Origin of the sequence: Nocardia concava NBRC 100430 (assembly GCF_000308815.1) — a bacterium.
Classification (GTDB): domain Bacteria; phylum Actinomycetota; class Actinomycetes; order Mycobacteriales; family Mycobacteriaceae; genus Nocardia; species Nocardia concava.
In genome coordinates this window covers 1-21,839 of the sequence record NZ_BAFX01000026.1, presented here as the reverse complement: position 1 = coordinate 21,839, position 21,839 = coordinate 1, and the positions used below count along the sequence as shown (strand labels likewise).

23 protein-coding genes and 1 riboswitch are annotated in these 21,839 nt (G+C 67.2%); of the genes, 15 read left to right on the top strand and 8 right to left on the bottom strand.

Annotation, left to right across the window (positions count from 1 at the left end; all coding sequences use genetic code 11):
* Positions 1-19: 19 nt before the first annotated feature.
* Positions 20-829 (bottom strand): PTS sugar transporter subunit IIA, encoded by an 810-nt coding sequence (locus ON43_RS06765; RefSeq protein ID WP_040804824.1) that lies wholly within the window; start codon positions 827-829, stop codon positions 20-22.
* A 189-nt stretch (positions 830-1,018) separates the two neighbouring features.
* Here ON43_RS06765 and ON43_RS06760 point away from each other — a divergent pair, with 189 nt between their 5' ends.
* The 7 genes from ON43_RS06760 (at position 1,019) to ON43_RS06730 (ending at position 7,772) form a co-directional block, all read left to right on the top strand.
* The gene (locus ON43_RS06760; RefSeq protein WP_040804822.1) at positions 1,019-1,837 is read left to right on the top strand and encodes an SAM-dependent methyltransferase; all 819 of its coding nucleotides are present in this window, start codon (positions 1,019-1,021) and stop codon (positions 1,835-1,837) included.
* Between the two features lie 449 nt (positions 1,838-2,286).
* Positions 2,287-2,931: a TetR/AcrR family transcriptional regulator gene (locus ON43_RS06755; RefSeq protein WP_040804819.1), complete on the top strand. Its 645-nt coding sequence runs from the start codon at positions 2,287-2,289 to the stop codon at positions 2,929-2,931.
* 137 nt (positions 2,932-3,068) lie between these two features.
* Positions 3,069-4,274, top strand: a complete 1,206-nt coding sequence (locus ON43_RS06750; protein WP_040804816.1) for a lipid-transfer protein — start codon at positions 3,069-3,071, stop codon at positions 4,272-4,274.
* A 22-nt stretch (positions 4,275-4,296) separates the two neighbouring features.
* Positions 4,297-4,734 carry a type II toxin-antitoxin system Rv0910 family toxin gene (locus tag ON43_RS06745; protein ID WP_040804814.1) on the top strand — a complete coding sequence of 146 codons (438 nt, stop codon included), beginning with the start codon at positions 4,297-4,299 and terminating at the stop codon, positions 4,732-4,734.
* A gap of 1 nt (position 4,735) precedes the next feature.
* Positions 4,736-5,602, top strand: coding sequence for a MaoC/PaaZ C-terminal domain-containing protein (locus tag ON43_RS06740; protein ID WP_040804810.1), 867 nt, complete (start codon positions 4,736-4,738; stop codon positions 5,600-5,602).
* Between the two features lie 10 nt (positions 5,603-5,612).
* The gene (locus tag ON43_RS06735) at positions 5,613-6,491 is read left to right on the top strand and encodes an SDR family oxidoreductase (RefSeq protein WP_040804807.1); all 879 of its coding nucleotides are present in this window, start codon (positions 5,613-5,615) and stop codon (positions 6,489-6,491) included.
* A gap of 18 nt (positions 6,492-6,509) precedes the next feature.
* Positions 6,510-7,772 (top strand): acyl-CoA dehydrogenase family protein, encoded by a 1,263-nt coding sequence (locus tag ON43_RS06730; protein ID WP_040804805.1) that lies wholly within the window; start codon positions 6,510-6,512, stop codon positions 7,770-7,772.
* Positions 7,773-7,832: 60 nt separating this feature from the next.
* Here the strand turns inward: ON43_RS06730 and ON43_RS06725 are convergent, their stop codons facing one another.
* A complete protein-coding gene (locus tag ON43_RS06725) occupies positions 7,833-8,216 on the bottom strand; it encodes a VOC family protein (RefSeq protein WP_051178051.1) in 384 nt (127 codons plus the stop codon).
* 120 nt (positions 8,217-8,336) lie between these two features.
* Between ON43_RS06725 and ON43_RS06720 the strand changes: the two genes are divergently transcribed.
* Together ON43_RS06720 and ON43_RS06715 are read left to right on the top strand one after the other, a co-directional pair.
* Positions 8,337-8,771: a DoxX family protein gene (locus tag ON43_RS06720; RefSeq protein ID WP_040804802.1), complete on the top strand. Its 435-nt coding sequence runs from the start codon at positions 8,337-8,339 to the stop codon at positions 8,769-8,771.
* Positions 8,772-8,882: 111 nt separating this feature from the next.
* Positions 8,883-9,335: a DUF6879 family protein gene (locus ON43_RS06715; protein WP_373283404.1), complete on the top strand. Its 453-nt coding sequence runs from the start codon at positions 8,883-8,885 to the stop codon at positions 9,333-9,335.
* Here ON43_RS06715 and ON43_RS06710 read toward each other — a convergent pair.
* The 4 genes from ON43_RS06710 to ON43_RS06695 all read right to left on the bottom strand — a co-directional run bounded on the left by ON43_RS06710 (position 9,312) and on the right by ON43_RS06695 (position 15,423).
* Positions 9,312-10,460 (bottom strand): MFS transporter, encoded by a 1,149-nt coding sequence (locus ON43_RS06710; protein ID WP_040804894.1) that lies wholly within the window; start codon positions 10,458-10,460, stop codon positions 9,312-9,314. The genes ON43_RS06715 and ON43_RS06710 overlap by 24 nt on opposite strands.
* Positions 10,461-10,672: 212 nt before the next feature.
* Positions 10,673-12,073, bottom strand: coding sequence for an FAD-binding oxidoreductase (locus tag ON43_RS06705; RefSeq protein WP_051178047.1), 1,401 nt, complete (start codon positions 12,071-12,073; stop codon positions 10,673-10,675).
* Positions 12,074-12,353: 280 nt separating this feature from the next.
* The gene (locus tag ON43_RS06700) at positions 12,354-13,571 is read right to left on the bottom strand and encodes an NADP-dependent isocitrate dehydrogenase (protein ID WP_040804799.1); all 1,218 of its coding nucleotides are present in this window, start codon (positions 13,569-13,571) and stop codon (positions 12,354-12,356) included.
* A 355-nt stretch (positions 13,572-13,926) separates the two neighbouring features.
* Complete coding sequence (locus ON43_RS06695) at positions 13,927-15,423, bottom strand: MFS transporter (protein WP_040804798.1); 1,497 nt, start codon at positions 15,421-15,423, stop codon at positions 13,927-13,929.
* Between the two features lie 136 nt (positions 15,424-15,559).
* Here ON43_RS06695 and ON43_RS42240 point away from each other — a divergent pair, with 136 nt between their 5' ends.
* From ON43_RS42240 to ON43_RS45480, 4 genes are all read left to right on the top strand, one after another.
* Positions 15,560-16,297 carry a TetR/AcrR family transcriptional regulator gene (locus ON43_RS42240; RefSeq protein ID WP_086007900.1) on the top strand — a complete coding sequence of 246 codons (738 nt, stop codon included), beginning with the start codon at positions 15,560-15,562 and terminating at the stop codon, positions 16,295-16,297.
* A gap of 12 nt (positions 16,298-16,309) precedes the next feature.
* Positions 16,310-16,421, top strand: a riboswitch (SAM riboswitch).
* 96 nt (positions 16,422-16,517) lie between these two features.
* Positions 16,518-17,867 carry a bifunctional o-acetylhomoserine/o-acetylserine sulfhydrylase gene (locus ON43_RS06685; protein ID WP_051178043.1) on the top strand — a complete coding sequence of 450 codons (1,350 nt, stop codon included), beginning with the start codon at positions 16,518-16,520 and terminating at the stop codon, positions 17,865-17,867.
* Entirely contained in the window at positions 17,864-19,030 is a 1,167-nt protein-coding gene (gene metX, locus ON43_RS06680; protein ID WP_083913204.1) for a homoserine O-acetyltransferase MetX, read from the top strand. The genes ON43_RS06685 and metX overlap by 4 nt, the downstream gene beginning before the upstream one ends.
* Positions 19,031-19,255: 225 nt before the next feature.
* The gene (locus ON43_RS45480) at positions 19,256-19,417 is read left to right on the top strand and encodes a hypothetical protein (RefSeq protein ID WP_167333420.1); all 162 of its coding nucleotides are present in this window, start codon (positions 19,256-19,258) and stop codon (positions 19,415-19,417) included.
* Between the two features lie 88 nt (positions 19,418-19,505).
* Here the strand turns inward: ON43_RS45480 and ON43_RS06675 are convergent, their stop codons facing one another.
* A complete protein-coding gene (locus ON43_RS06675) occupies positions 19,506-19,751 on the bottom strand; it encodes a DUF3017 domain-containing protein (protein WP_051178060.1) in 246 nt (81 codons plus the stop codon).
* 151 nt (positions 19,752-19,902) lie between these two features.
* Between ON43_RS06675 and ON43_RS06670 the strand changes: the two genes are divergently transcribed.
* Complete coding sequence (locus tag ON43_RS06670; RefSeq protein WP_373283403.1) at positions 19,903-20,379, top strand: tRNA (cytidine(34)-2'-O)-methyltransferase; 477 nt, start codon at positions 19,903-19,905, stop codon at positions 20,377-20,379.
* 11 nt (positions 20,380-20,390) lie between these two features.
* On the opposite strand, the gene ON43_RS06665 is transcribed toward ON43_RS06670, so the two are convergent.
* The gene (locus ON43_RS06665; protein WP_040804795.1) at positions 20,391-20,621 is read right to left on the bottom strand and encodes a DUF167 domain-containing protein; all 231 of its coding nucleotides are present in this window, start codon (positions 20,619-20,621) and stop codon (positions 20,391-20,393) included.
* Positions 20,622-20,698: 77 nt separating this feature from the next.
* On the opposite strand from ON43_RS06665, the gene ON43_RS45475 reads away from it, so the two are divergent.
* Positions 20,699-21,715: a hypothetical protein gene (locus ON43_RS45475; RefSeq protein ID WP_167333419.1), complete on the top strand. Its 1,017-nt coding sequence runs from the start codon at positions 20,699-20,701 to the stop codon at positions 21,713-21,715.
* The last annotated feature ends 124 nt before the right edge of the window (positions 21,716-21,839 follow it).

Genomic DNA, 21,839 nt, shown 5'->3' with positions numbered 1-21,839 from the left:
TCGAAGAGTTCGCGTGGGGCTAGAGGTCGAAGAGCTCCCGTAAGGCACTGTCGACTTCGGCTGCGCTGGTGAAGTTTTCGATCACTCGCACCGGGATACCCAGGTCGCCAAGGGTTTTGGCGATCTCACCGGAAGTGAGGACGGCGACCGCCTCGGAGGCCTTGCCCTTCGCGGAGATGGTGTCGGTGGCCTCGACGGTGATGTAGGGCGTCCAGTGCCAGCGGTCGAGGACGGACTCCAGGGTGCTCTTGAGGAACAGGCTGGTGCCGACGCCATTGCCGCAGACGGTGAGGATCTTCACCGGGCCGGAACGCGGCTTACCGGACTTCGGAACGGAAGCCGCTGGGGTGACCGGTTTTTCGACCTTGTTCGCGCCGATGGCCGCCTCGTCCAGCAGCAGCGCGCGCAGCTGGCGCGGCGTCTCCACTGCCCGCAGCAACTTCTCCGCGCCCGGCTCCAGCAGCACCTTGGCGAGCGCGGCCATGGCGTCGGTGTGCACGCCGGAGTCGGAGGCGGCCAAGGCCACCACAAGATCGACAGGGTCGTTGGGGCTGCCGAAGTCGACCGGCTTGTCCAGGCGCACCCACGACATCCCGGTCCGGTTCACCGCCGGTGACGGCCGGGCGTGCGCGAAGGCGAATCCGGGAGCGATGACGATGTAGGGCCCGTTCTCCTCGACATTGCCGATCATCTCCGCGGTGTACGCGGGCGAGGTCACGCCGGTGGCGACCAGCAAATCACCGGCGGCGGTAATGGCCGCGCGCCAGTCGTCGGCGTGACCGTGCAGATCGATCGCTTCCGAGGGGAGCAAATCCACCAGCGAGGTCATGCCTGGATCCTCGCATGACCGACACATAGGCAAATATCCGGCACACCGGACGGTCATCCGAATGCCCGCCCCGCTCCGAATCACTCGCGGCCCCGGGCACACCGCGCGTTACCGGGAACAGCGCGCCGGAAAGCGTTCTCTTACATAGGATTACTGTCACAACGAAGTCCCTCGACAAGGGGTGTGAAGATGACGGATCAAGCGCACGTGGATCAGTCGAAGCCGAGCATCGCGCGGGTGTACGACTACCTGCTCGGCGGCAAGGACAACTACGCCGTCGACCGCGAGATCGGGGACTTCTTCATCAAGGATCTGCCCGGTTCGGTGGATATCGCCTACGCCAACCGCAACTGCCTCGTCCGCGCCGTCGGCGAGATCGCCCGCGCGGGCGTCACCCAGTTCATCGACTTCGGCTCCGGCCTGCCCACCGCCGACAATGTGCACCAGGTCGCCCAGCGCCACCTCGACGACCCGCATGTCGTCTACATCGACAATGACCCGATCGTGCTGGCCCACGGCCGCGCCATCCTGGAAACCGACGACAACACCACCGTCATCCAGGCCGACCTGCGCGACTCCGAAGCCATCCGCCGCCACCCCGAGGTCGAGCGCCTCATCGACTTCACGCAGCCGGTGGCCGTCATATTCAGCGCCATCCTGCACCACCTCAACAATGACGAGAAGCCCGAGCAGGTGGTCCGCTTCTGGACCGACCAGATCCCCTCGGGCAGCATGCTCTACATCTCCCACTTCCGCTCCGGCTTCAACGAGGAAACCCGCCTGGCCGAGCAGAAACTCCAATCCACCTTCGGCCGCGGCCGCTGGCGCACCGACGAGGAAATCCTCACCCTCTTCGGCGACCTCCAAATCCTCGACCCCGGCCTCGTCCCCTGCTCCCTCTGGCGCCCCGCCCCCACCGCCGAAGGCGTCTCCCGCATCGGCGGCGACCACCACGACCTCAGCGTCTGGGAACAACTCATCTCGGCGGCACTGTCCCGCAAGCCATAGCCGAAAACGTGACTGCACAGGGTTGAAAAACCTCTGTGCCAATTTCCTGAAAGCGCAACCGGCGGCGTTAATCTCGAAATGTCAACGGCCGAATGCGAGCGCTCCCGTCCGGACATCACCTTGTCGTGGAAAGGATCTTCCGTCATGCGTGCTGTTCGATTTGCTGTGCTCGCCGCAGGGTTGCTCGTAGGGTTGGCGGTGCCTTCCGTGGCGTCCGCCGATCCGATCAGTTGCGGGCCGGATCTCAATGGGTGTGCGACGAACTGTCGTGCGGTGATCGGGAATTCGTATGTTCGGCTCACCGACTGCGTCATGACGAGCACCGGGTGGACCTGCGACGCCTGTATGTACAACTCGCAGACCTAGGCGGCGAGGCGGATGCGGGCCGGGGCTCGGCCCGCAATCCGGGCGCGAACATACACGGGTGTATGTAAGTGTAAGATCCACACATGACCAGCTCCGCCGTCTCGAAACAGCCGCGCCGTACCCAGGAGCAGCGCAGCAGCGAGACGCGCACACGGCTGCTGGACGCCACCATCGAATGCCTCGTCGAATACGGGTACGCCGGTACCACCACGCCGCGGGTCGCCGAGCGGGCTGGGGTAACCAGGGGTGCGCAGGTGCATCACTTCGGCTCCAAGAACGACTTGGTGGTCGCGGCCGTCAGTCATCTGGCGCAGCGCCGGACCGAGGCGGCCATGAAGGAGCTCAACCGGGTGCGCGCGGGCGACGATCCGCTCGGCACGGCACTGGAATTCATGTGGGAGCTGCATCAGGGTCCGCTGTTCATCGCGGCCCTGGAACTATGGGTGGCCAGCCGGACCGATCGGACGCTGGCCGCCGAGGTGGCGAAGGTGGAGCCGTTCGTCAATAACGCGGTGCTGCTCGCGGTGGCGCAGCTGGTGCCGAACGAGCTGTACCGCAAACAGGTTCGCGATTTCGCCTACACCGCCATGGACACGCTGCGCGGAATCCTGATGACCGGCTTCATCTCTCCCGATCCCGAGCGGGCGCACCGCCGCTGGCTGCGTGCCTCGGCGCAGCTGCGCCTGGCCGCCGAGTCCGGCATGCCGGACTTCCGCATCGCCGACTGATACCGACGCGGCTGTATGTGCCGCTGCATCAATCTGACCTTTTGATCTTGTAACCCCTGCCAGGATTCCGCGCACCCTCTTGCCGACTTACATACAGCTTTGTATGTTTGTTTCTGCACCCCTATGTGAGGAGTTCGATGACGAACAAGGTCTACGTCGTCGGCGTCGGCATGACGAAGTTCGAGAAGCCGGGGCGGCGCAAGAACGAAGACGGCAGTGCCTGGGACTACCCGGACATGGCTCGCGAATCGGGGACCAAGGCCCTCGCGGATGCCGGGATCGACTACCGCGAGGTCGAGCAGGCCTATGTCGGCTACGTCTACGGTGAATCCACCTCCGGTCAGCGCGCGGTCTACGAGCTGGGCATGACCGGCATTCCGGTGGTCAATGTCAACAACAACTGTTCGACCGGATCGACCGCGCTCTACCTTGCGGCACAGGCGATTCGGGGCGGGCTGGCGGACTGCACGCTGGCGCTGGGCTTCGAGAAGATGCAGCCGGGCTCGCTCGGGTCCACCTGGGACGATCGCGAACAGCCCATGGCGCGCCACATCATGGCGCTCGCGGAGATCTCCGAGGTGCTGTTCCCGGTGGCCCCGTGGATGTTCGGCGCGGCCGGGCGCGAGCACATGAAGAAGTACGGCACCACCGCCGAGCACTTCGCCAAGATCGGGTACAAGAACCACAAGCATTCGGTGAACAACCCGTATTCGCAGTTCCAGGACGAGTATTCGCTCGAGGACATCCTGGGCTCGCGCATGATCTACGACCCGCTCACCAAGCTGCAGTGCTCGCCGACCTCCGACGGCTCCGGCGCGGCCATCCTCGCCTCCGAGGAGTTCGTGGACCGCCACGACCTGTCACGGCAGGCGGTGGAGATCGTCGGCCAGGCCATGACCACCGACTTCGGCTCGACCTTCGACGGCAGCGCCAAGAACCTCATCGGCTATGACATGAATGTCCAAGCGGCCGAGAAGGTTTACGCGCAGGCGGGACTCGGACCCGAGGACTTCCAGGTCATCGAGCTGCACGACTGCTTCTCCGCCAACGAGCTGCTGCTGTACGAGGCGCTCGGGCTGGCCAAGGAGGGTGAGGCCGGGCACCTCATCGACTCCGGCGCGACCACCTACGGCGGCAAGTGGGTCGTGAACCCGTCCGGCGGGCTCATCTCCAAGGGACACCCCTTGGGCGCAACGGGTTTGGCGCAGTGCAGCGAGCTCACCTGGCAGCTGCGCGGCACCGCCGACAAGCGGCAGGTCGACAACGTGACCGCCGCCCTCCAGCACAACATCGGGCTCGGCGGCGCGGCCGTCGTCACGGCTTACCAGCGCGCGGACCGCTGACACTCAACGAGGAGCGAACATCATGGGACATATCGAAGCCTCCAAGGACCTCAACGCGACCCCCGACGGCCTGTGGGCCGTGGTCTCCGACCCGCAGACCTGGGACAAGTGGTTCTCCATCCACGAGCGCTGGATGGAGGAGCCGCCGGCCGTCCTGGCCCCCGGCGCCAAGCTGACCGCCAAGATCGTCATGCTCGGCATGGCCAACAAGATCGAGTGGGTGGTCGAGAGCGTCGACACCCCGAATCGCCTGGTACTCAGCGGCACCGGCATGGCGGGCGTGAAGGTGCAGTTCGCCTTCGACATCACCCCCGAGGGCGAGGGCAGCAAGTTCTCGGTCTCCGGCGACTTCGAGGGCGCGCTGATCAAGGGCGCACTCGGCAAGGCGGTGGAAAAGGATGGCCTCACGCAGCTGGACAAAACTCTCGCCGCGCTCGACGCGCTCGCCACGGCGGCCTGAAATGGCGTCGACGGCAGTCGAATTCGATGCGTCGGGCCTGAACAAATGGTCCGATGAGGAGCCCTTCGAGGTCACCCGCGAGCGGATCGCCGAATACGCCGCGGCCACCAACGATCCCATCCCCGCGCACCTGAAAGGCGATGTGGCGCCGCCGGTCTTCGCGATCGTGCCGGTGTTCGACGCCATGATGGTGCCGGTCATCGAGGTGGCCCCGATGAACATCTTCGGGCGGGTCGTGCACGGGGAGCAGGACTTCCACTTCCATCGGCCGATCCGGCCGGGAGACCAGCTGGTGTCGCGGGCCAAGGCCATCGGATTCGAGGGCAAGGAGAATGGTTCGACCATCACCATTCTCCTCGAATGCCGTTCGGAATCCGGGGAACTGGTCAACGAGCAGTACCTGACCGCGTTCTTCCGCAATGTCGACGCGGGCGAACGGGTCGGCGATGTCGCCCCGCCGCACCGCTTCGATCCGGCGCTGCTGGAGCAGGAGCCGCTGGCCACGGCGACCGCGCACGTGGACGCCGACCAGACCTACCGGTACTCCCCGGCCTCCGGGGATCCGGTGCCGCTGCACCTGGATGACCAGGTCGCCAAGGACGCCGGTCTACCCGGCATCATCGCGCACGGACTGTGCACCATGGCGATGTCGTCCTGGGGTGTGCTGAGTCAGGTGGCCGGATCGGATGTGGCTCGGCTGCAACGTTATTCGGTGCGCTTCTCCAAAATGGTATTCCCCAACGACGACCTCGAGACCCAGATCTGGAAGGTCGGCAGCAGTAACGGGGTCACCACCTACGCCTTCCGGACCGTGCGCGGTGCGGACACCGTGCTGAGCGACGGCCTCGCCGAAATCTTGGACAACTGAGGAGATATTCATGGGTGCACTCGACGGACGGGTCGCCATCATCACCGGGGCCGGTCGGGGGATCGGCCGCGAGCACGCGCTGCTGTTCGCGCGGGAGGGCGCGGCGGTCGTGGTCAACGACCTCGGCGGCAGCAATGCCGGTGAGGGCACGGACAGCGGTCCGGCGCACGAGGTGGTGAACGAGATCGTCGCCGCAGGGGGGCGGGCGATCGCCAACACCGACAGCGTCGCCGACTGGCAGGGCGCGAAAAACCTGGTGGATCAGGCTGTCTCGGAGTTCGGGCGGCTGGATGTGGTGGTGAACAACGCCGGCATTCTGCGCGACGCGTTCATCGCGGGCATGGACGAGCAGCAGTGGGACGCGGTCGTGGCCGTGCATCTCAAGGGGCACGCGGCGGTGCTGCGGCACGCGGCCGCGTACTGGAAGGACCAGTCCAAGGCCGGAAATCAGCCCACCGCGGCAGTGGTCAATACCGCATCGGCGTCGGGCACCACGGTTCCCAATGCCGGACAGGCGAATTACGGTGCGGCAAAGGCCGCCATCGCCGCGCTCACCCTGGTGGCCGCCGACGAGCTGGCTCGCTACGGCGTGCGCGTGAACGCCATCGCGCCCATCGCCCGCACCCGCCTAACCCTGGCGACGCCGGGCATGGGCGAGATGATGGCGGCCCAGCAGGCCGGTCTGGAAGAAGGCGAGTTCGATGCCTTCAGTCCGGCCAATATCTCGCCGCTGGTGGCGTATCTTGCCACCGAGAAGTGCCCGATCACCGGCAAGGTGTTCGCGGTGCAGGGCGGCGCGATCTCCGAACTGGCGGGGTGGCACGACGTGAAGACCATCGAGACCGAAGGCCCGTGGTCCATCGACGATATCGCCGGGCGACTGCCGTAATCAGGAAGGCGGACAACGATGTTCGAATGGTCCGAGACCGATGAGCTGATCCGCGGGGCGGTGCGCGGCTTCATCGACAAGGAGGTGCGCCCGCATCTGGACGCCCTCGATTCCGGGGAGATGCTGCCGTACCCCATCATTCGGAAGCTGTTCTCCGAGTTCGGTATCGACGCACTGGGCGAAGAGTCGATCACCAAATTGCTTGCGAAGCAGCGCAAGCGGGAGGAGGCCATCGCCGCGGGCGAGCCGCTGCCGGAGAAGAAGCAGTCCTCCGGTGAGGGCGGGCCGTTCGCCGGGCAGGAATCGCTGATGGCGGTGCTGGTCAGCGAACTGTCCGGGGTGTGCATGGGGCTGGTCACCGCCATGGGGGTCAGCATCGGGCTCGGGGCCACGACCATCCTCGCGCGCGGCACGCTGGCGCAGAAGGAACGCTGGCTGACCGACATCGTGACCATGAAAAAGGTTGCGGCGTGGGCGATCACGGAACCGGATTCGGGCTCGGACGCGTTCGGCGGGATGAAGACCTATGTCCGGCGCGACGGTGAGGACTACATCCTCAACGGCCAGAAGACCTTCATCACCAACGGCCCCTACGCCGACACCCTCGTCGTCTACGCCAAGCTCGACGAGGGCGACGGTGCCGACAAGCGGGAACGCAAGGTGCTGACCTTCGTGCTCGACAAGGGCATGGAGGGCTTCACCCAGGGCAAGCCGTTCAAGAAGATGGGCCTGCACGCCTCACCCACCGGCGAATTGTTCTTCGACAATGTGCGATTGGGCAAGGACCGGCTGCTCGGCGAGACCGAACAGCACGAGGGCGGCGACGGACGCGAAAGCGCCCGTTCGAGTTTCACCGCCGAACGCATCGGCGTGGCCTTCATGGCGCTGGGCATCGTGAACGAATGCCACCGGCTCTGTGTGGATTACGCCAAGACGCGCAAGCTGTGGGGTCAGGAGATCGGGCGCTTCCAGCTGGTGCAGCTCAAGCTGGCCAGGATGGAAGTGGCGCGAATCAACGTGCAGAACATGGTGTTCAACGCACTCGAACGCTCCCGCGCCGGAAAGCCGCCCACCCTGGCGGAGGCATCGGCCATGAAGCTGTACTGCTCCGAGGTCGCCACCGAGGTAGCCATGGACGCCGTGCAGCTCTTCGGCGGCAACGGATACATGTCCGAATACCACGTGGAACAGCTTGCGCGCGACGCCAAGTCGCTGATGATCTACGCGGGCAGCAATGAGATCCAGGTGACCCACGTCGCGAAGGGACTGCTCGCCTACTAGGCGCGCACGAAGTCCGAGGCCGCCACCTGTCGCCGGTGGCGGCCCCGGGCCGTGTCCGGATCAGGCCGCCGAGGCGATTTTCCACAGGTAGCCGTCGGGGTCGGCGAGGTAGGCGAAGTAGCCGCCCCAGTGGGCGGGGGCGGCTTCCTTGACGATCGAACCGCCGACGGTGAGTGCGGTGGCGATGGTCGCGTCGACCTCGGCGGCGGTGCCGACTATGTGGTGAAACGAGACGCCGCGGAAACCGGTGCCTTCCGGGGAGACTCCCGCGTCGGCCGCGGCCGCGGCCACCGGGTAGATGCCGAATCCGGAGCCGCCGTCGAGTTCGAAGGCGACGAAGTTCGGGAAGTCCTGGCCGAGCTTCGCGCCTAGTCCGACGTAGAACTTCTTGGAACGTTCCATGTCCTCGACGGCCAGCATGATGGTGTTCGCCTGCAGGGTCACTGTCTTCTCGTTTCCAGTCGCTGTTGCGGGTTCACTACCTCGACCGAGCACGTCGGGAGAATGTGACAGGGCTGCCTCGAATCGCTGTCACATTTCGTCTCCGCCGTCGGTCGAGGAGATATGACCGCCATCGCGCACAGCCCCTCGATACAGACCGCCCCCTCCACCCGTGCCCGCCTCCGCACCTACGCCTACTGGGCCGCCACCCTCACCCTGGCCTTCACCATGACCAGCGGCGCCTACGGCGAATTCACCCACCAGTACGGAACTCTCGAAACCCACACCATCCTCGGCTACCCCACCTACTTCCTCACCCTCATAGCCACCTGGAAAGTCCTCGGCAGCGCCGCCATCCTCGCCCCAGGCTTCCCCCGTCTGAAGGAATGGGCCTACGCCGGAATGTTCTTCAACATGAGCGGCGCCTTCATCTCCCACCTCGTCCAACACGACAACGGCGCCGCAGGAATGCACCTGATCGCTACCGGAGGCATCCTCGCCCTGGTAGTCGCCTCCTGGTCCCTCCGCCCCCAATCCCGCACCCTCCCCTCCCACTGAATCCCCTGCGACACAACCTCATCAATAAGATCAGGGAGCTCTCACTGCTGGGATTCGTCCGATTCCCAACGCTGAGAGCTCCCTGATCTTGTTTCGAGCTCGCGAGCATCAATCCGGGAGAAGGCGGAGGCGCTGCAACGCTACCTGGCCGGCGATCCACTCGACCCAGCCTTCACCGCGCAGTGGTACGGCCTGATGCGGGAGGTCACGGGGCATGGGAAAGCGGTACAACGGGTTCGGGTGGTGACCGAGCCGCATACGGACTACACCCGATTCGCGATTGCTGTCACGGCCGGGAACGTGGCTGCGGGAGAGGACATTCGGTGGCTGCCTCGGGGGCACGCCCCGGAGGCACTGCCCGACGACGATTGGTGGCTGTTCGACGACCGCCTTGTGGCGTGGACGGTGTTCGAGCGCGACGGTACCGCGCTGCTGGGCTGGGCTGCCAGCACTGACGAGGTACTCACCAGGCATTACGCGCGAATCCGCGATCAGTTGTGGGCCAGGGCGATTCCACACGACGACTACGTGGACCCGGAATCAGGCGGGAGGGCGTGCCCCTGAGCGGCTGACGAATACCGTCACCGTGAAGAGGGCGACGCCGAGGACGGCCAGGCCTGCGCCGACTGCGGCCGGGGCGGTGTAGCCCAGGCCTGCGGCGATTACGAGGCCACCCAGCCAGGCGCCGGCGGCGTTGGCGATGTTGAGGGCGGCGTGATTGAGGGCGGCGGCGAGGGTTTGGGCGTCGTGGGCCACGTCCATCAGGCGGGTTTGGAGAGCCGGGGCGAGGGAGGCGCCCGACGCGCCGATGAGGAAGGCGCCGATGGCGGCGGTGTAGGGGTTGTGGGCTGCGGCTACGTAGGCGGCGAGGATGACGACCATGGCGAGCATCGAGGCGAAGATGGCTCGGTCTACGCCTCGGTCGGCGAGGATGCCGCCGATGATGTTGCCGGCGACCATGCCGAGGCCGAAGAGGGCCAGGACTACGGGGACCAGGGCGATGGGGAGGCCGGAGACGTCGGTGAGGGTGGTGGTGATGTAGGTGTAGACGGCGAACATGCCGCCGAAGCCGATGGCGCCGACCAGGAGGGTCAGCAGGACCTGGGGGCGGCGCAGGGCCGTCAATTCGGTTCGGGGGTCGGTCATTCGGATGCCGTGCAGCTCCGGGACGAAGCGGGCGATGGCGGCGACGGTGGCGATACCGATCACGGCGACCACGATGAAGGCATCCCGCCAGCCGAGGTTCTGGCCCAGCCAGGTGGCTGCGGGAACGCCGACAACATTGGCGGCGCTCAGGCCCAGCATAACGGCCGCAACCGCCTTGGCCCGCTGCCCCACCGGGGCTAGCGACGCGGCGGCCAGGGAGGCGACACCGAAGTACGCGCCATGCGGCAGGCCGGAGACGAAGCGGGCCGCGGTCAACGTGGCGAAGTTCGGGGCGATCACGCTGGCGGCGTTGCCCACGGCGAACGCGAACATCAGAGCCATCAGCAAACGCTTGCGCGGCACCCGGGCGCACAGCGCCGCGATCACCGGCGCGCCGACCACCACGCCCAGGGCGTAGGCCGAAACGATATGTCCGGCAGTCGGTTCGGAGACCTTCATGGAGGTCGCGATGTCGGGCAGCAGGCCCATGGTCACGAATTCGGTGGTGCCGATGCCGAATCCGCCGAGGGCGAGCGCCAGCATGGCGGGGACGTGCCAGCTGGTGCGCGGGGCCGGCTCCGGCACGGTGGCGCGGTTCACCTCGGCGGGAGTGGTCGCGAGGGCGGCGGTGGAGACGGATTCGGGCACAACCAAGCGCAACACAGTGTCGAACCATCGCGATACCGCCCGGCCTGGTGATTTCACTCACCGACCGGGCCGAATCATGCTGCGGGCCACTCCCCCGCAACCGACTGTCAGACCGTTGCGGGTGCCTCGACCCGGGTGGGATCGGCCTCGCCCAGCGCCGGGGCCACGGGATAGTTGCTCCGGAACAACCCGTCGGGATCGCGGCGGTCCTTGATCTCCCGGAGCCGCGCCAGCGTGGCCGCATCGAAGACCACATCCGGTGTCTCCCCGGAATCCAAGTAGGTGAACGGCTTCCGCCCGCTCAGATACGGCCGCATCGCCTCGGCCACCTCGGCGGCCCGTCCGGCCACCGCCGCCTCGAACTCCGGCGCCGGCGCGGGCCCGAGCAGCGACAGCAGATACGGCTCGGCGATCACCCCGGCACAGCCCGCGTCGGCGGACGGGCGGGCCAGCGCGCCACCCAGATGCCGGATCTGCACCAGCGCCAGCGGCCCCACGCTGCCCTGCGGCGCGGCGGCCGCGAGCAGCGCGTCGCTGACCTCCGGCGAGAAATCGGTGAGCAGCTCACCGCGCACCCGGGCCGGGCTGGGATCGGTCGGCTCCATGCAGACGCCGCCGACCTCCGCGGCGTTCAGCGGCCGACGGGTGTCGAGCACCGCGCCCGGAATCTCGTCGAACCAGCGCAGCGGGGCCGTGACCGCGCCCAGCGCGACCACGTCGACGGCCACCATGGATTGCCCGCGCAGGAACTCGGGAAGCTCTGGGAACGGCGGGAATTGGATGAGCGTCAGCCAAAGGCTCAGTCCCTCTTCGGCTTCCGCGGTGGCGCGCTGGAAGGCGGCGATCACGGCCTCGGTCCGCTCTGAGGGCCACAGCACGCGGCCACCGAAAAGTTCAGGCGCGTCGAACAATTCGAATTCCAGGCCGGTGACCAGCGCGAAATCACCACCGCCGCCGCGCAGCGCCCAGAACAGATCGGCATCGGAATCCGCGGTCACCCGGCGCTGATCGCCGTCCGCGGTCACCACCTCCAGCGCCCGGACCGCGTCCGAGGCGTAGCCGCGGCTGCGCGCGAACCAGCCGACACCGCCGCCGAGCGTGTACCCGGTCACGCCGACCACCGCGGAACTGCCGCAGGCTGCGGCCAATCCGTGCGCGGCGGCCTGCTCCAGCACGGGCTGCCAGGCCACCCCTGCCTGCACCTTCGCCACCCGCGCGGTGGCGTCGATCTCGATGCCGTCCAGCGCCCGCGTCGTCACCAGCACGGTCCCGTCGGCCGCCGCCGAGGGGCTGTGGCCGGTGGCCCGCGTGCTCAACGGCAGCTCGGCCGCCGCCGCGAATCGCACCAGCGCCGCCGCATCGGCCGCGTCGGCGACCTCGACGACCGCCGAAACCTGCTGCCGCACGGACAGATTCCACGGCGTGCTCGCGTACTCGAACCCGTCCTCCCCGGGCATCAACACCCGGCCCCGCACCACCTGGCGCAGATCATTCCCCAGCCCCGACATGTCTCCTCCTTCACCGTCGCGCCGTCGCGACCGATCCCGAATAACACCAAGATCATTGGGCTGCGGTCGCCGCGCGTTAACCGATCCTCACCATCGGCCCGTGACGGTTTCATGACCGACCAACCCCCGAAAACAGTTCGGGCACCCGCCCACCCACCGGTTCCGGTGGAGGCAGGTGCCCGTGTGGCGCGGTGCGATGTTCTGGCCGGGACTGTGGCCCCGGCCGCCATCGTTCACCGCTTCGCGCTGTTCACGTTCGTCGGCGCGTCGAAAGTTCTTGCTAGCGGAGCTCGCGAGCCAGGTTGGCGTCCAGCACGCCGAGGAACTCCTCGGTGGTCAGGTAGCCCTGGTCGCCGCCCACGAGGAGCGCGAGGTCCTTGGTCATCTGGCCGGACTCGACCGTCTTGATGACCACATCCTCGAGGGTCTGCGCGAAGCCGATCACCTCGGGGGTGTTGTCCAGCTTGCCGCGGTGGGCCAGGCCACGCGTCCACGCGAAGATCGAGGCGATCGGGTTGGTGGAGGTGGGCTTGCCCTGCTGGTGCTGGCGGTAGTGGCGGGTCACGGTGCCGTGCGCCGCCTCGGCCTCACAGGTGCGGCCGTCCGGGGTCAGCAGCACGGAGGTCATCAGACCCAGCGAGCCGAAGCCCTGCGCCACGGTGTCGGACTGCACGTCGCCGTCGTAGTTCTTGCAGGCCCAGACGTAGCCGCCCTCCCACTTGAGCGCGGAGGCGACCATGTCGTCGATCAGGCGGTGCTCGTAGGTCAGACCGGCCGCGTCGAACTCGTCCTTGAACTCGGTCTGGTACACCTCCTCGAAGGTGTCCTTGAACATGCCGTCGTAGGCCTTGAGGATGGTGTTCTTGGTCGACATGTACACCGGGTAGTTCTGCTGCAGGCCGTAGTTCAGCGAGGCCCGCGCGAAGTCCCGGATGGACTCCTGGAAGTTGTACATGCCCATGACCACGCCGCCCTCTTCGGGCATCTTCACGACTTCCTGGACGATCGGCTCGGAGCCGTCCTCGGGCGTGAAGGTCAGGGTGACGGTGCCCGCCTGGTGCACCTTGAAATCGGTGGCGCGGTACTGGTCACCGAAGGCGTGGCGGCCGATGATGATCGGCTTGGTCCAGCCCGGCACCAGTCGCGGCACATTGGAGATGATGATCGGCGCGCGGAAGATCGTGCCACCGAGGATGTTGCGGATGGTGCCGTTGGGCGACCGCCACATCTTCTTCAGCCCGAATTCCTCGACTCGCGCCTCATCGGGCGTGATCGTCGCGCACTTGACGCCGACGCCGTGCTTCTTGATGGCGTTCGCGGCGTCGATGGTGATCTGATCATCGGTCTTGTCGCGCGCTTCGATGCCGAGGTCGTAGTACTCGAGGTTCACATCGAGATACGGATTGATCAGCTTGTCCTTGATGAACTGCCAGATGATCCGAGTCATCTCGTCGCCATCGAGCTCGACGACAGTCCCTTCAACCTTGATCTTGGACATGGATCTTCGTGTCCTCCTAGGAAGGTGGTGCTCCCATTGCACGGCCGGTGAGCACCGCTTGTAGCGGACCCCAGCTGTTCAACAGACAACGTATACGCATGGCGCTCGGCACGGGACCTGTGGTGCCAAGTCCACGTACGCTGTGGCGTCAAGCAAGACAAGCGTACTGCTGCTATCGATCTCACCGCGCGGGCGGCCCCCGCTGTGCGGGAATTCAGTGCGGTTACCGATAAGTAGCTTTTCGGGTGACTTTCCGCACTTCCAGCATGCGAAATGCCGAAGGCCGCGGCAACCCCCATTCCCGGTCCTTGCGGAATGTGAGCCGCCACGGCCCTCGGATATATCTTTTCGCCGGTCAGACGCCCACGTGCACGGCGTGCTCATCGCCTTCGAGCAGATTCTCCGGCTTGTCCCGGATCATGAACGCCGCGATCGGAATGCAGAGCAGGAAGAAGCCCGCCCCGATCAGGAACGCGACGTCGTAGGAGTGGATCGAGGCCCGCTCCAGCACATGATCGATGGTCCCGTTATTGCGCACGTACCGCTCGGCCACCTGCACCGAAATGGTGGTCAGCAATGCGGTGCCGATGGAACCGCCGACCTGCTGCGCGGCATTCAGCAAGGCGCTGGCCACACCCGAGTCCTCGTCCTCGACCTGATGCAGCGCGGTGGTCTGCATGCACACGAACAGGAAGCCCATGCCCAGCGCGATCAGGATCATGGCGGGCAGCAGACCGCTCGCGTAGCTGTCACCGAACTCCAGCCGCGACAGCCACAGCAGGCCCGCCGCGCCCAGCACCGAACCCGCCAGCATCAGCGGTCGCGGCCCGATCCTGGGCAGCACCGCCGAGGCGATGCCCGCCGACACCACGATGCCGGCCGGGAAGGGCAGGAACGCCACACCGGTCTTCAGCGCCGAGTAGTGCTCCACGATCTGCAGGTAGAAGCTCAGGTTCAGGAACATGGCGAACATCGCGATCGGCACCAGCAGCGCGATCAGATACGAGCCGCCGCGGTTGATCTCGCCCGGGATGCGCAGCGGCAGCAGCGGATTCGCGGACCGCCGTTCGATGGCCACGAAGGCCGCCAGCAGCGCCACGCCCACGATGAACAGGGCCAGCGTGGTGGAGGCGGTCCAGCCGTCCTCGGCCGCCCGGCTGAAGCCGTACACGATGGAGATCAGGCCCAGGGTGACCGTGATCGCGCCCGGCAGGTCGTAGCCGCCGGTGCGGGGTGCGGGCACATCCTTGACCACGAAGGCGAACGCTCCGACCAGCGCCAGCAGCGCGACCGGGGTGTTCACCAGCAGCGACCAGCGCCAGTCCGCGTACTCGACGAGCGCGCCACCCGCGATCAGGCCGAGCGCGGCGCCCGCCGCGGACACACCGGCGAACACGCCGAAGGCCCGGGCGCGTTCCTTGGCCTCGGTGAAGGTCACCGACACCAGCGACAGGGCAGCCGGTGCCAGCAGCGCGCCGAACGCGCCCTGCAGCGCGCGGCCCGCGAACAGTTCGGCCTGGTTCTGGGCCAGACCGGCCAGCGCGGAGGCGGCGGCGAAACCGACCAGGCCGACCATCAGGATGCGGCGGCGGCCCAGGTAGTCCGCCAGGCGGCCGCCGAGCAGCAGCAGACCACCGAAAATCAGGGTGTAAGCGGTGAAGATCCACTGCTTGTCACCGTCGCTGATGTGCAGATCCTGCTGCGCGAACGGCATGGCAATGGTGACGATCGTGGCGTCCAGGACCACCATGAGCTGCGCCATCGCGATGACGGCGAGCGCGAACCAGCGCCTGGAATCTTTTGTGGGACTTGCTTTTTCGTCTGTACCGAGAGCGTCCGTCGCTACGGTCATGAGCCTCTCCTCTGGAGTTCGAAGGCAGCTTCACCATAGTGGCCCCCACCGACAATTGGCGTCAAGAGAAAAATGTCGCGCTGCGACAGTTGTCATAATGGGACAGACCGGACCGTTAAGGCCTTACGATGGAGGCATGTCGGAGTTGTCAAGTCACATCGGTGTGATCTCGCGTCACCACCCCGGCGTCCGTGAACACCGCCCCGGCCTGCGGGAACGCAAGAAGCAGCAGACCCGGGACCGCATCATCGACGTGGCCCTGCGGTTGTGCGACGAGCAGGGCTTCGACGCGACCACGGTGGAGCAGATCGCCGACGCCGCCGACGTCTCACCGCGCACTGTGAACCGGTACTTCGACAGCAAAGAGGCGATCGTCATCGCCCCCATCGAGGGCATGGGCCGGGTCCTCGCCGAGGCGCTGCGCGCCCAGCCCATCACCGGCGACGAATTGCAGGCGCTGCTCGACGCCTTCCTGTCGGTCGTGGACCAGATCATCGAATCCGATGCGCCGGTGCCCTTCCGCTGGTTCCAGCAAATGCAGCGCATCTCACGCGACAGCGTCGCGGTGCGCGCGCTGAGCATGGAATCGGCCGACACCAAGACCCGGGCCATGACCGACGTGCTGGCCGAACGCCTGCAGCTGCCCGAGAATCACCTGACGATCCGGACCATCGCAGCCACCTGGCACGGCATCGTGCGGGTGGGCATGGAGTGCGAGTTCGACGACGATTCCGAGTTCCCGGACTGCACCACGCCCACTACCGCGCGCGCCCTGGCCGACAATGTGCTGGCCGCCTTCCACGAATTCCGGCGTGTCTGCTGCGGTTCCGCTGTGGCGAGCCCCACTTCCGAAGCAGCCGCCCCCGCCCGTTAGAATCTCGCAACAGGTCAAGAGCATCAGCGTTAAGGCCCCGGCTTGCTGATCGGCAACCCTCCAGCTGCGGTGGGGTGCTCCGGGTGCAGACCGGGCGTTCGAAGGACGAACGCAAGCGCAACCAGGAGGTCTACCGAAATGTGTTGTTGTCGAAGCCCATTCGCTTCTCGATAACGTCAAACTTCCGCCATTCGGCGACCTTGTTTTTGGAGCAGAACCCATGAGTGACTCGACCGCGTCCGCGGCCGCTGCGGCTGACGGCACCCTCGATCCGGCCGGCTGGTCCTTCGAGACCAAGCAGATTCACGCCGGACAGGCCCCCGATCCGGCCACCGGAGCCCGCGCCCTGCCCATCTACCAGACCACCTCTTACGCCTTCCGCGACACCGATCACGCCGCCGCGCTGTTCGGTCTCGCCGAGCCGGGCAATATCTACACCCGCATCATGAACCCCACCCAGGACGCGGTGGAACAGCGCATCGCCGCCCTCGAGGGCGGTGTCGCGGCCCTGCTGCTGGCCTCCGGGCAGGCGGCGGAGACCTACGCGATCCTGAATCTGGCCGAGGCGGGCGACCACATCGTGGCCAGCCCGCACCTCTACGGCGGCACCTACAACCTGCTGCACTACTCGCTGCCCAAGCTGGGCATCGAGGTCAGCTTCGTCTCCGATCCCGACGATCTCGAGCAGTGGCGCGCGGCCGTGCGGCCGAACACCAAGGCGTTCTACGGTGAGACCGTCGCCAATCCGAGCAGCTCGATCCTCGACATTCCGGGCATCGCCGGGGTCGCGCACGCCGCGGGCGTGCCGTTGATCGTGGACAACACCGTCGCCACGCCGTACCTGATCCAGCCGCTGCAGCTGGGCGCCGACATCGTCGTGCACTCGGCCACCAAGTACCTGGGCGGGCACGGTGCCGCGGTCGCGGGCGTGATCGTCGACGGCGGCGCGTTCGACTGGACGGTGAAGAACGAGGCGGGTGAGTCCCGCTTCCCGGGCTTCACCACGCCCGACCCCAGCTACCACGGTGCGGTCTTCGCCGACCTCGGTGCGCCCGCCTTCGCGCTGAAGGCGCGCGTGCAGTTGCTGCGCGATCTGGGTGCGGCGGTGTCGCCGTTCAACGCGTTCCTCATCGCGCAGGGCATCGAGACGCTGAGCCTGCGGGTCGAGCGGCACGTGGCCAACGCGCAGGCCGTCGCGGAGTTCCTCTCCGGTCAGCCGGGCGTCGAGAAGGTTTACTACGCAGGACTTCCCAGCTCGCCCTGGTTCGAGCGTGGCAAACAGCTGGCACCCAAGGGTGTCGGCGCCATCGTCTCCTTCGAGCTGGCCGGTGGCGTGGACGCCGGCAAGAAGTTCGTGGAGGCGCTGGTCCTGCACAGCCATGTCGCTAACATCGGGGATGTGCGCTCGCTCGTCATCCACCCGGCTTCCACCACGCACTCGCAGCTGACCCCCGAGGAGCAGCTGGCTTCCGGTGTCACGCCTGGTCTGGTGCGTTTGGCGGTGGGCATCGAGGGCATCGGCGACATCCTGGCGGATCTGCGCGCGGGCCTGACGGCGGCGGCAAGTTGACCGTGAACATCGAATCGAGGACGTCCCGTCACGCGGCCGAGCTGTTGCTACCGCCGCCGGACGGGACGCTCGGGACCATTGCCATCGGGGATGTGGAGCTCGAGTCCGGAGCCGTCATCCCCGACGTGACGCTGGCCGTGCAGCGGTGGGGCGAACTCTCCGCGAACGCCGACAACGTGGTGCTCGTCGAGCACGCGCTGACCGGTGACTCGCATGTGGTGGGCCCCGCCGACGTGCACCACAACCAGCCCGGCTGGTGGGACGGCATCGTCGGCCCGGGCGCGCCGATCGACACCCGCGAATGGTGCGTCATCGCCACCAATGTGCTGGGCGGCTGCAAGGGCAGCACCGGCCCGGCATCCCTGGCGGCGGACGGAAAGCCTTGGGGCTCACGGTTTCCCGCCATCTCCATCCGCGATCAGGTGACCGCGGAGATCAAGCTGTTCGATCTGCTCGGCATCGACCGCCTGGCCGCCGCCATCGGCGGCTCCATGGGCGGCATGCGGGTGCTGGAGTGGATGGTCGGCAGCCCCGAACGAGTCGGTGCGGCCCTGGTGCTGGCGGTCGGCGCGCGCGCCACCGCCGATCAGATCGGCACCCAGACCACCCAGCAGGCCGCCATCACCTCCGATCCGGACTGGCAGGGCGGCGACTACCACGGCACCGGGCGCGCGCCCATGACCGGCATGGGCATCGCCCGGCGCATCGCGCACCTGACCTACCGCACCGAGGCCGAACTCGATCACCGCTTCGAGAACCACGCCCAGGCCGACGAGGATCCGTGGAACGGCGGGCGCTACGCGGTCCAGAGCTATCTGGAATACCAGGCCGACAAGCTGATCCAGCGTTTCGATCCGGGCACCTATGTGCTGCTCACCGAGGCCATGAACCGCTACGACGTGGGTCGCGGGCGCGGCGGCGTCGCGGCGGCGCTGGCGGCGACGCCGGTGCCGTGCGTGATCGGCGGGGTCGACTCGGACCGGCTCTATCCGCTGCGCACCCAGCAGGAGCTGGCCGATCTGCTGCCCGGTTCCAAGGGGCTCGAGGTCATCCACTCCAAGGACGGCCACGACGGCTTCCTGACCGAGTTCGACGCGGTCGGCAAGCTCGCGCACGAAACGATGGATCTGGCGCGTGCCGCCCGGCGCGCGGCCGGTCACTGAATCATCGCCCCGCGCGAGCGGCCCAGAAAGCACCGTCGGCCGCTGCATCAACGCTGCCGAACCGCTGCAACTACGCTGCCTCACCCGGTGGCGCGTTACCGCGCGTATCGGGGCTGTTTCGCGCGAATTGTCCTGACGCGCTTCCGGTTTCGCGCGCATGACACCTCGGTAACCGGACGCTCCGAATACGTGTGCGGAAAGCCCGGCGGCCGTAATCTGTGAACCATGACCGCCGCATTCGATGACATGGATCTCCGCGATCTCGTCGATCTGCTTTCCGAGGAAGAGCAGCGTGAACTCCGCCCGGCCATACTTCGCGTCCTACACAGACTCCCGGACCAGGAGATATGCCGCCGGGAACTCGGACGGCGCATGACCTCGGTCTAGCAATTCCCCCGCCGCCGGCCACACCGGCGGCACCCCTCTCATGATTCAGTGCCGCGACTCCGGTCGCGGCCCCGACCTCGGCGCGTCGCTAGGTGACGCCGAGGCTGCTGATGGTCGCGGCCAGCACGATGATCACGCCGCCCAGCACCGTCAGCCACGCGACGTCGAAGGCCTTGCCGCGCACCGCGAGCAGCCCCACCCGATCGGTGGGCAGCACCATCCGCAGCGCCGCCGCCAGCAATGTCGCCCCGCCGAAGACGTACGTCCCGCGGCGCCAGCGATCCCAGGCCAGCAGCACCACGGCCACCACCAGCACCGCCACCACCAGCAGCATGGGCAGATTGTCGCGCACGAACGCCCCCGCGCGACTGCTGCGGCTCTCGGGTGCGGCATGGGCTGAATTCACCGCACGAGCTTAACCGGCCCGCCCCTGCCGCGAGCATCCCCGACCGGGTCGCCGAACAGTTCGGTCCCCGCCTTCTGCGATGCTGGTGCCCGTGTTCCATCTCGTGTTCTTCGAACCGCGCATCCCGCCCAATACCGGCAATGCCATCCGGCTGGCCGCCGGTACCGGCTGCGAGCTGCACCTGATCGAACCGCTCGGCTTCGACCTATCCGAGCCGAAGCTACGCCGGGCCGGGTTGGACTACCACGACCTGGCCGTTGTCACCGTGCATCCGAATCTGGCCGCCTGCTGGGACGCCATCGCGCCCGAGCGGGTCTTCGCCTTCAGCGCGACGGCCACCAAGCACAACACCGAGATCGCCTATCGCAAGGGCGATGTGCTGCTCTTCGGCCCCGAGCCGACCGGGCTGCCCGACGAGGTGCTCGCCGATCCGCGGGTCACCGAGCAGCTGCGCATTCCGATGCTGCCGGGTCGGCGGTCGATGAATCTGTCCAATGCCGCGGCCGTCGCCGTGTACGAGGCCTGGCGGCAGCTGGGATTCCCGGGGGCCGTCTAGCTTTTCGAGAGCTAGTCGTCGATTTCGAAGCGTTTGAAGCGGGAGGTCGCGCCGCCGGTGAGGCGGACCGCGGACTTGGGGACGCCGAAGTGGGCGGCCAGCAGTTCGATGGCGGCCTTGTTGGCCTTACCCTCCACGGCCGGGGCGCGCACGTACAGTTGCAGCGCCCCGTCGTCGAGAATCTCGACCAGGGGGCCTTTCTTGCTGCCGGGCTTGATGGTCGCCCGGACCACTGTGGGCACGCCGCGCTCCTTTCCGTCATCTTCCGGTCATTCTCCAGGACGAGCGATCAAGGTCGGTAAGACGTAGTGTCGCGCTTGTGACGATGGTCAAGCGTTTCCTATTGGTGCTGTCCGCGGTGGTCGGGGTGATCCTGCTCGCGACGGGCACGGCGTCGGCCGGACCGGTCACCGTGCACGACGATTCGAAGGTGCTGGATGTCGCCAAGGTGACCAATGCCGCGACGCAGCTGTCGAATCCGGTGCAGATCTTCACCACCGAGAAGTTCTCCGACGATCGCGGCAAGTTCGATGCCGAGGCTCAGAGCAAGGTCGCCGGCCAGACCGATGTGGTGCTGGCCATCAATACCAAGTCCCACTTCTTCACCATCCGCACGGGCGCGAATTCCCATATCCGCGAGACCAATTCGGCGGGTGCGGCGTTCAAGAACGCCTTCGGCAGCGGTGATTACACGGGCGCGACCATCGCGGCGCTGGGCGCGCTGAAGTCGGCCGGCGACCAGGCCGCGCCGACCAGCGCCAAGGCGGGCAACCCGGCTCCCGCTCCGGCTCCGGCGCCCGCGGCCAAGCACGAATCCAGGAGCGGCGGCTGGGGCTGGCTGGGCATCCTGTGCCCGATCCTGGTGATCGGCGGCATCATCGCGGCCGTCGTCGCCTTCGTCCGTCGCCGCCGTTCCGCCCCGCCCGCCCCGGTCGGCGGCTTCGGCGGCGGTGGCTACGGACCCGGCGGCCCCGGTTACGGCGACCCGGGCTACGGGGGTCCCGGTTACGGCGGTCCGGGCTACGGCGGCGGTCGCGGCATGAGCCCCGGCGCCGCGGCCGGTCTCGGCGCGGTCGGCGGTGCGGTGGGCGGCGGCCTGCTCGGCTACGAGCTCGGCCGACTGGAAGGCGAGAACGAGGAACGCGAGCGCCACGAGCGCGACTACACCCCACCGCCTCCGGATTCCGGCGGCGGCTACGACCCGGGTCCGCAGGAATGGGGCGGCGGGGGCGGCGACTACGACTTCGGCGGCGGAGGCGACTCCGGCGGTGGCGACTTCGGTGGGGGCGGAGACTTCGGCGGCGGTGATTCCGGCGGTGGGGGCGGCGACTTCTGACCTCCGTCTCCACGAGGCGGCTCCACCCGACAGCACCCGGCTCTGCCCCAACAGCACTGCTCCGCCTCAACGGCACCATGCTCCGCCTCGACAGCACTCTCGGCGCGCCCGGCACTTCCCCGAA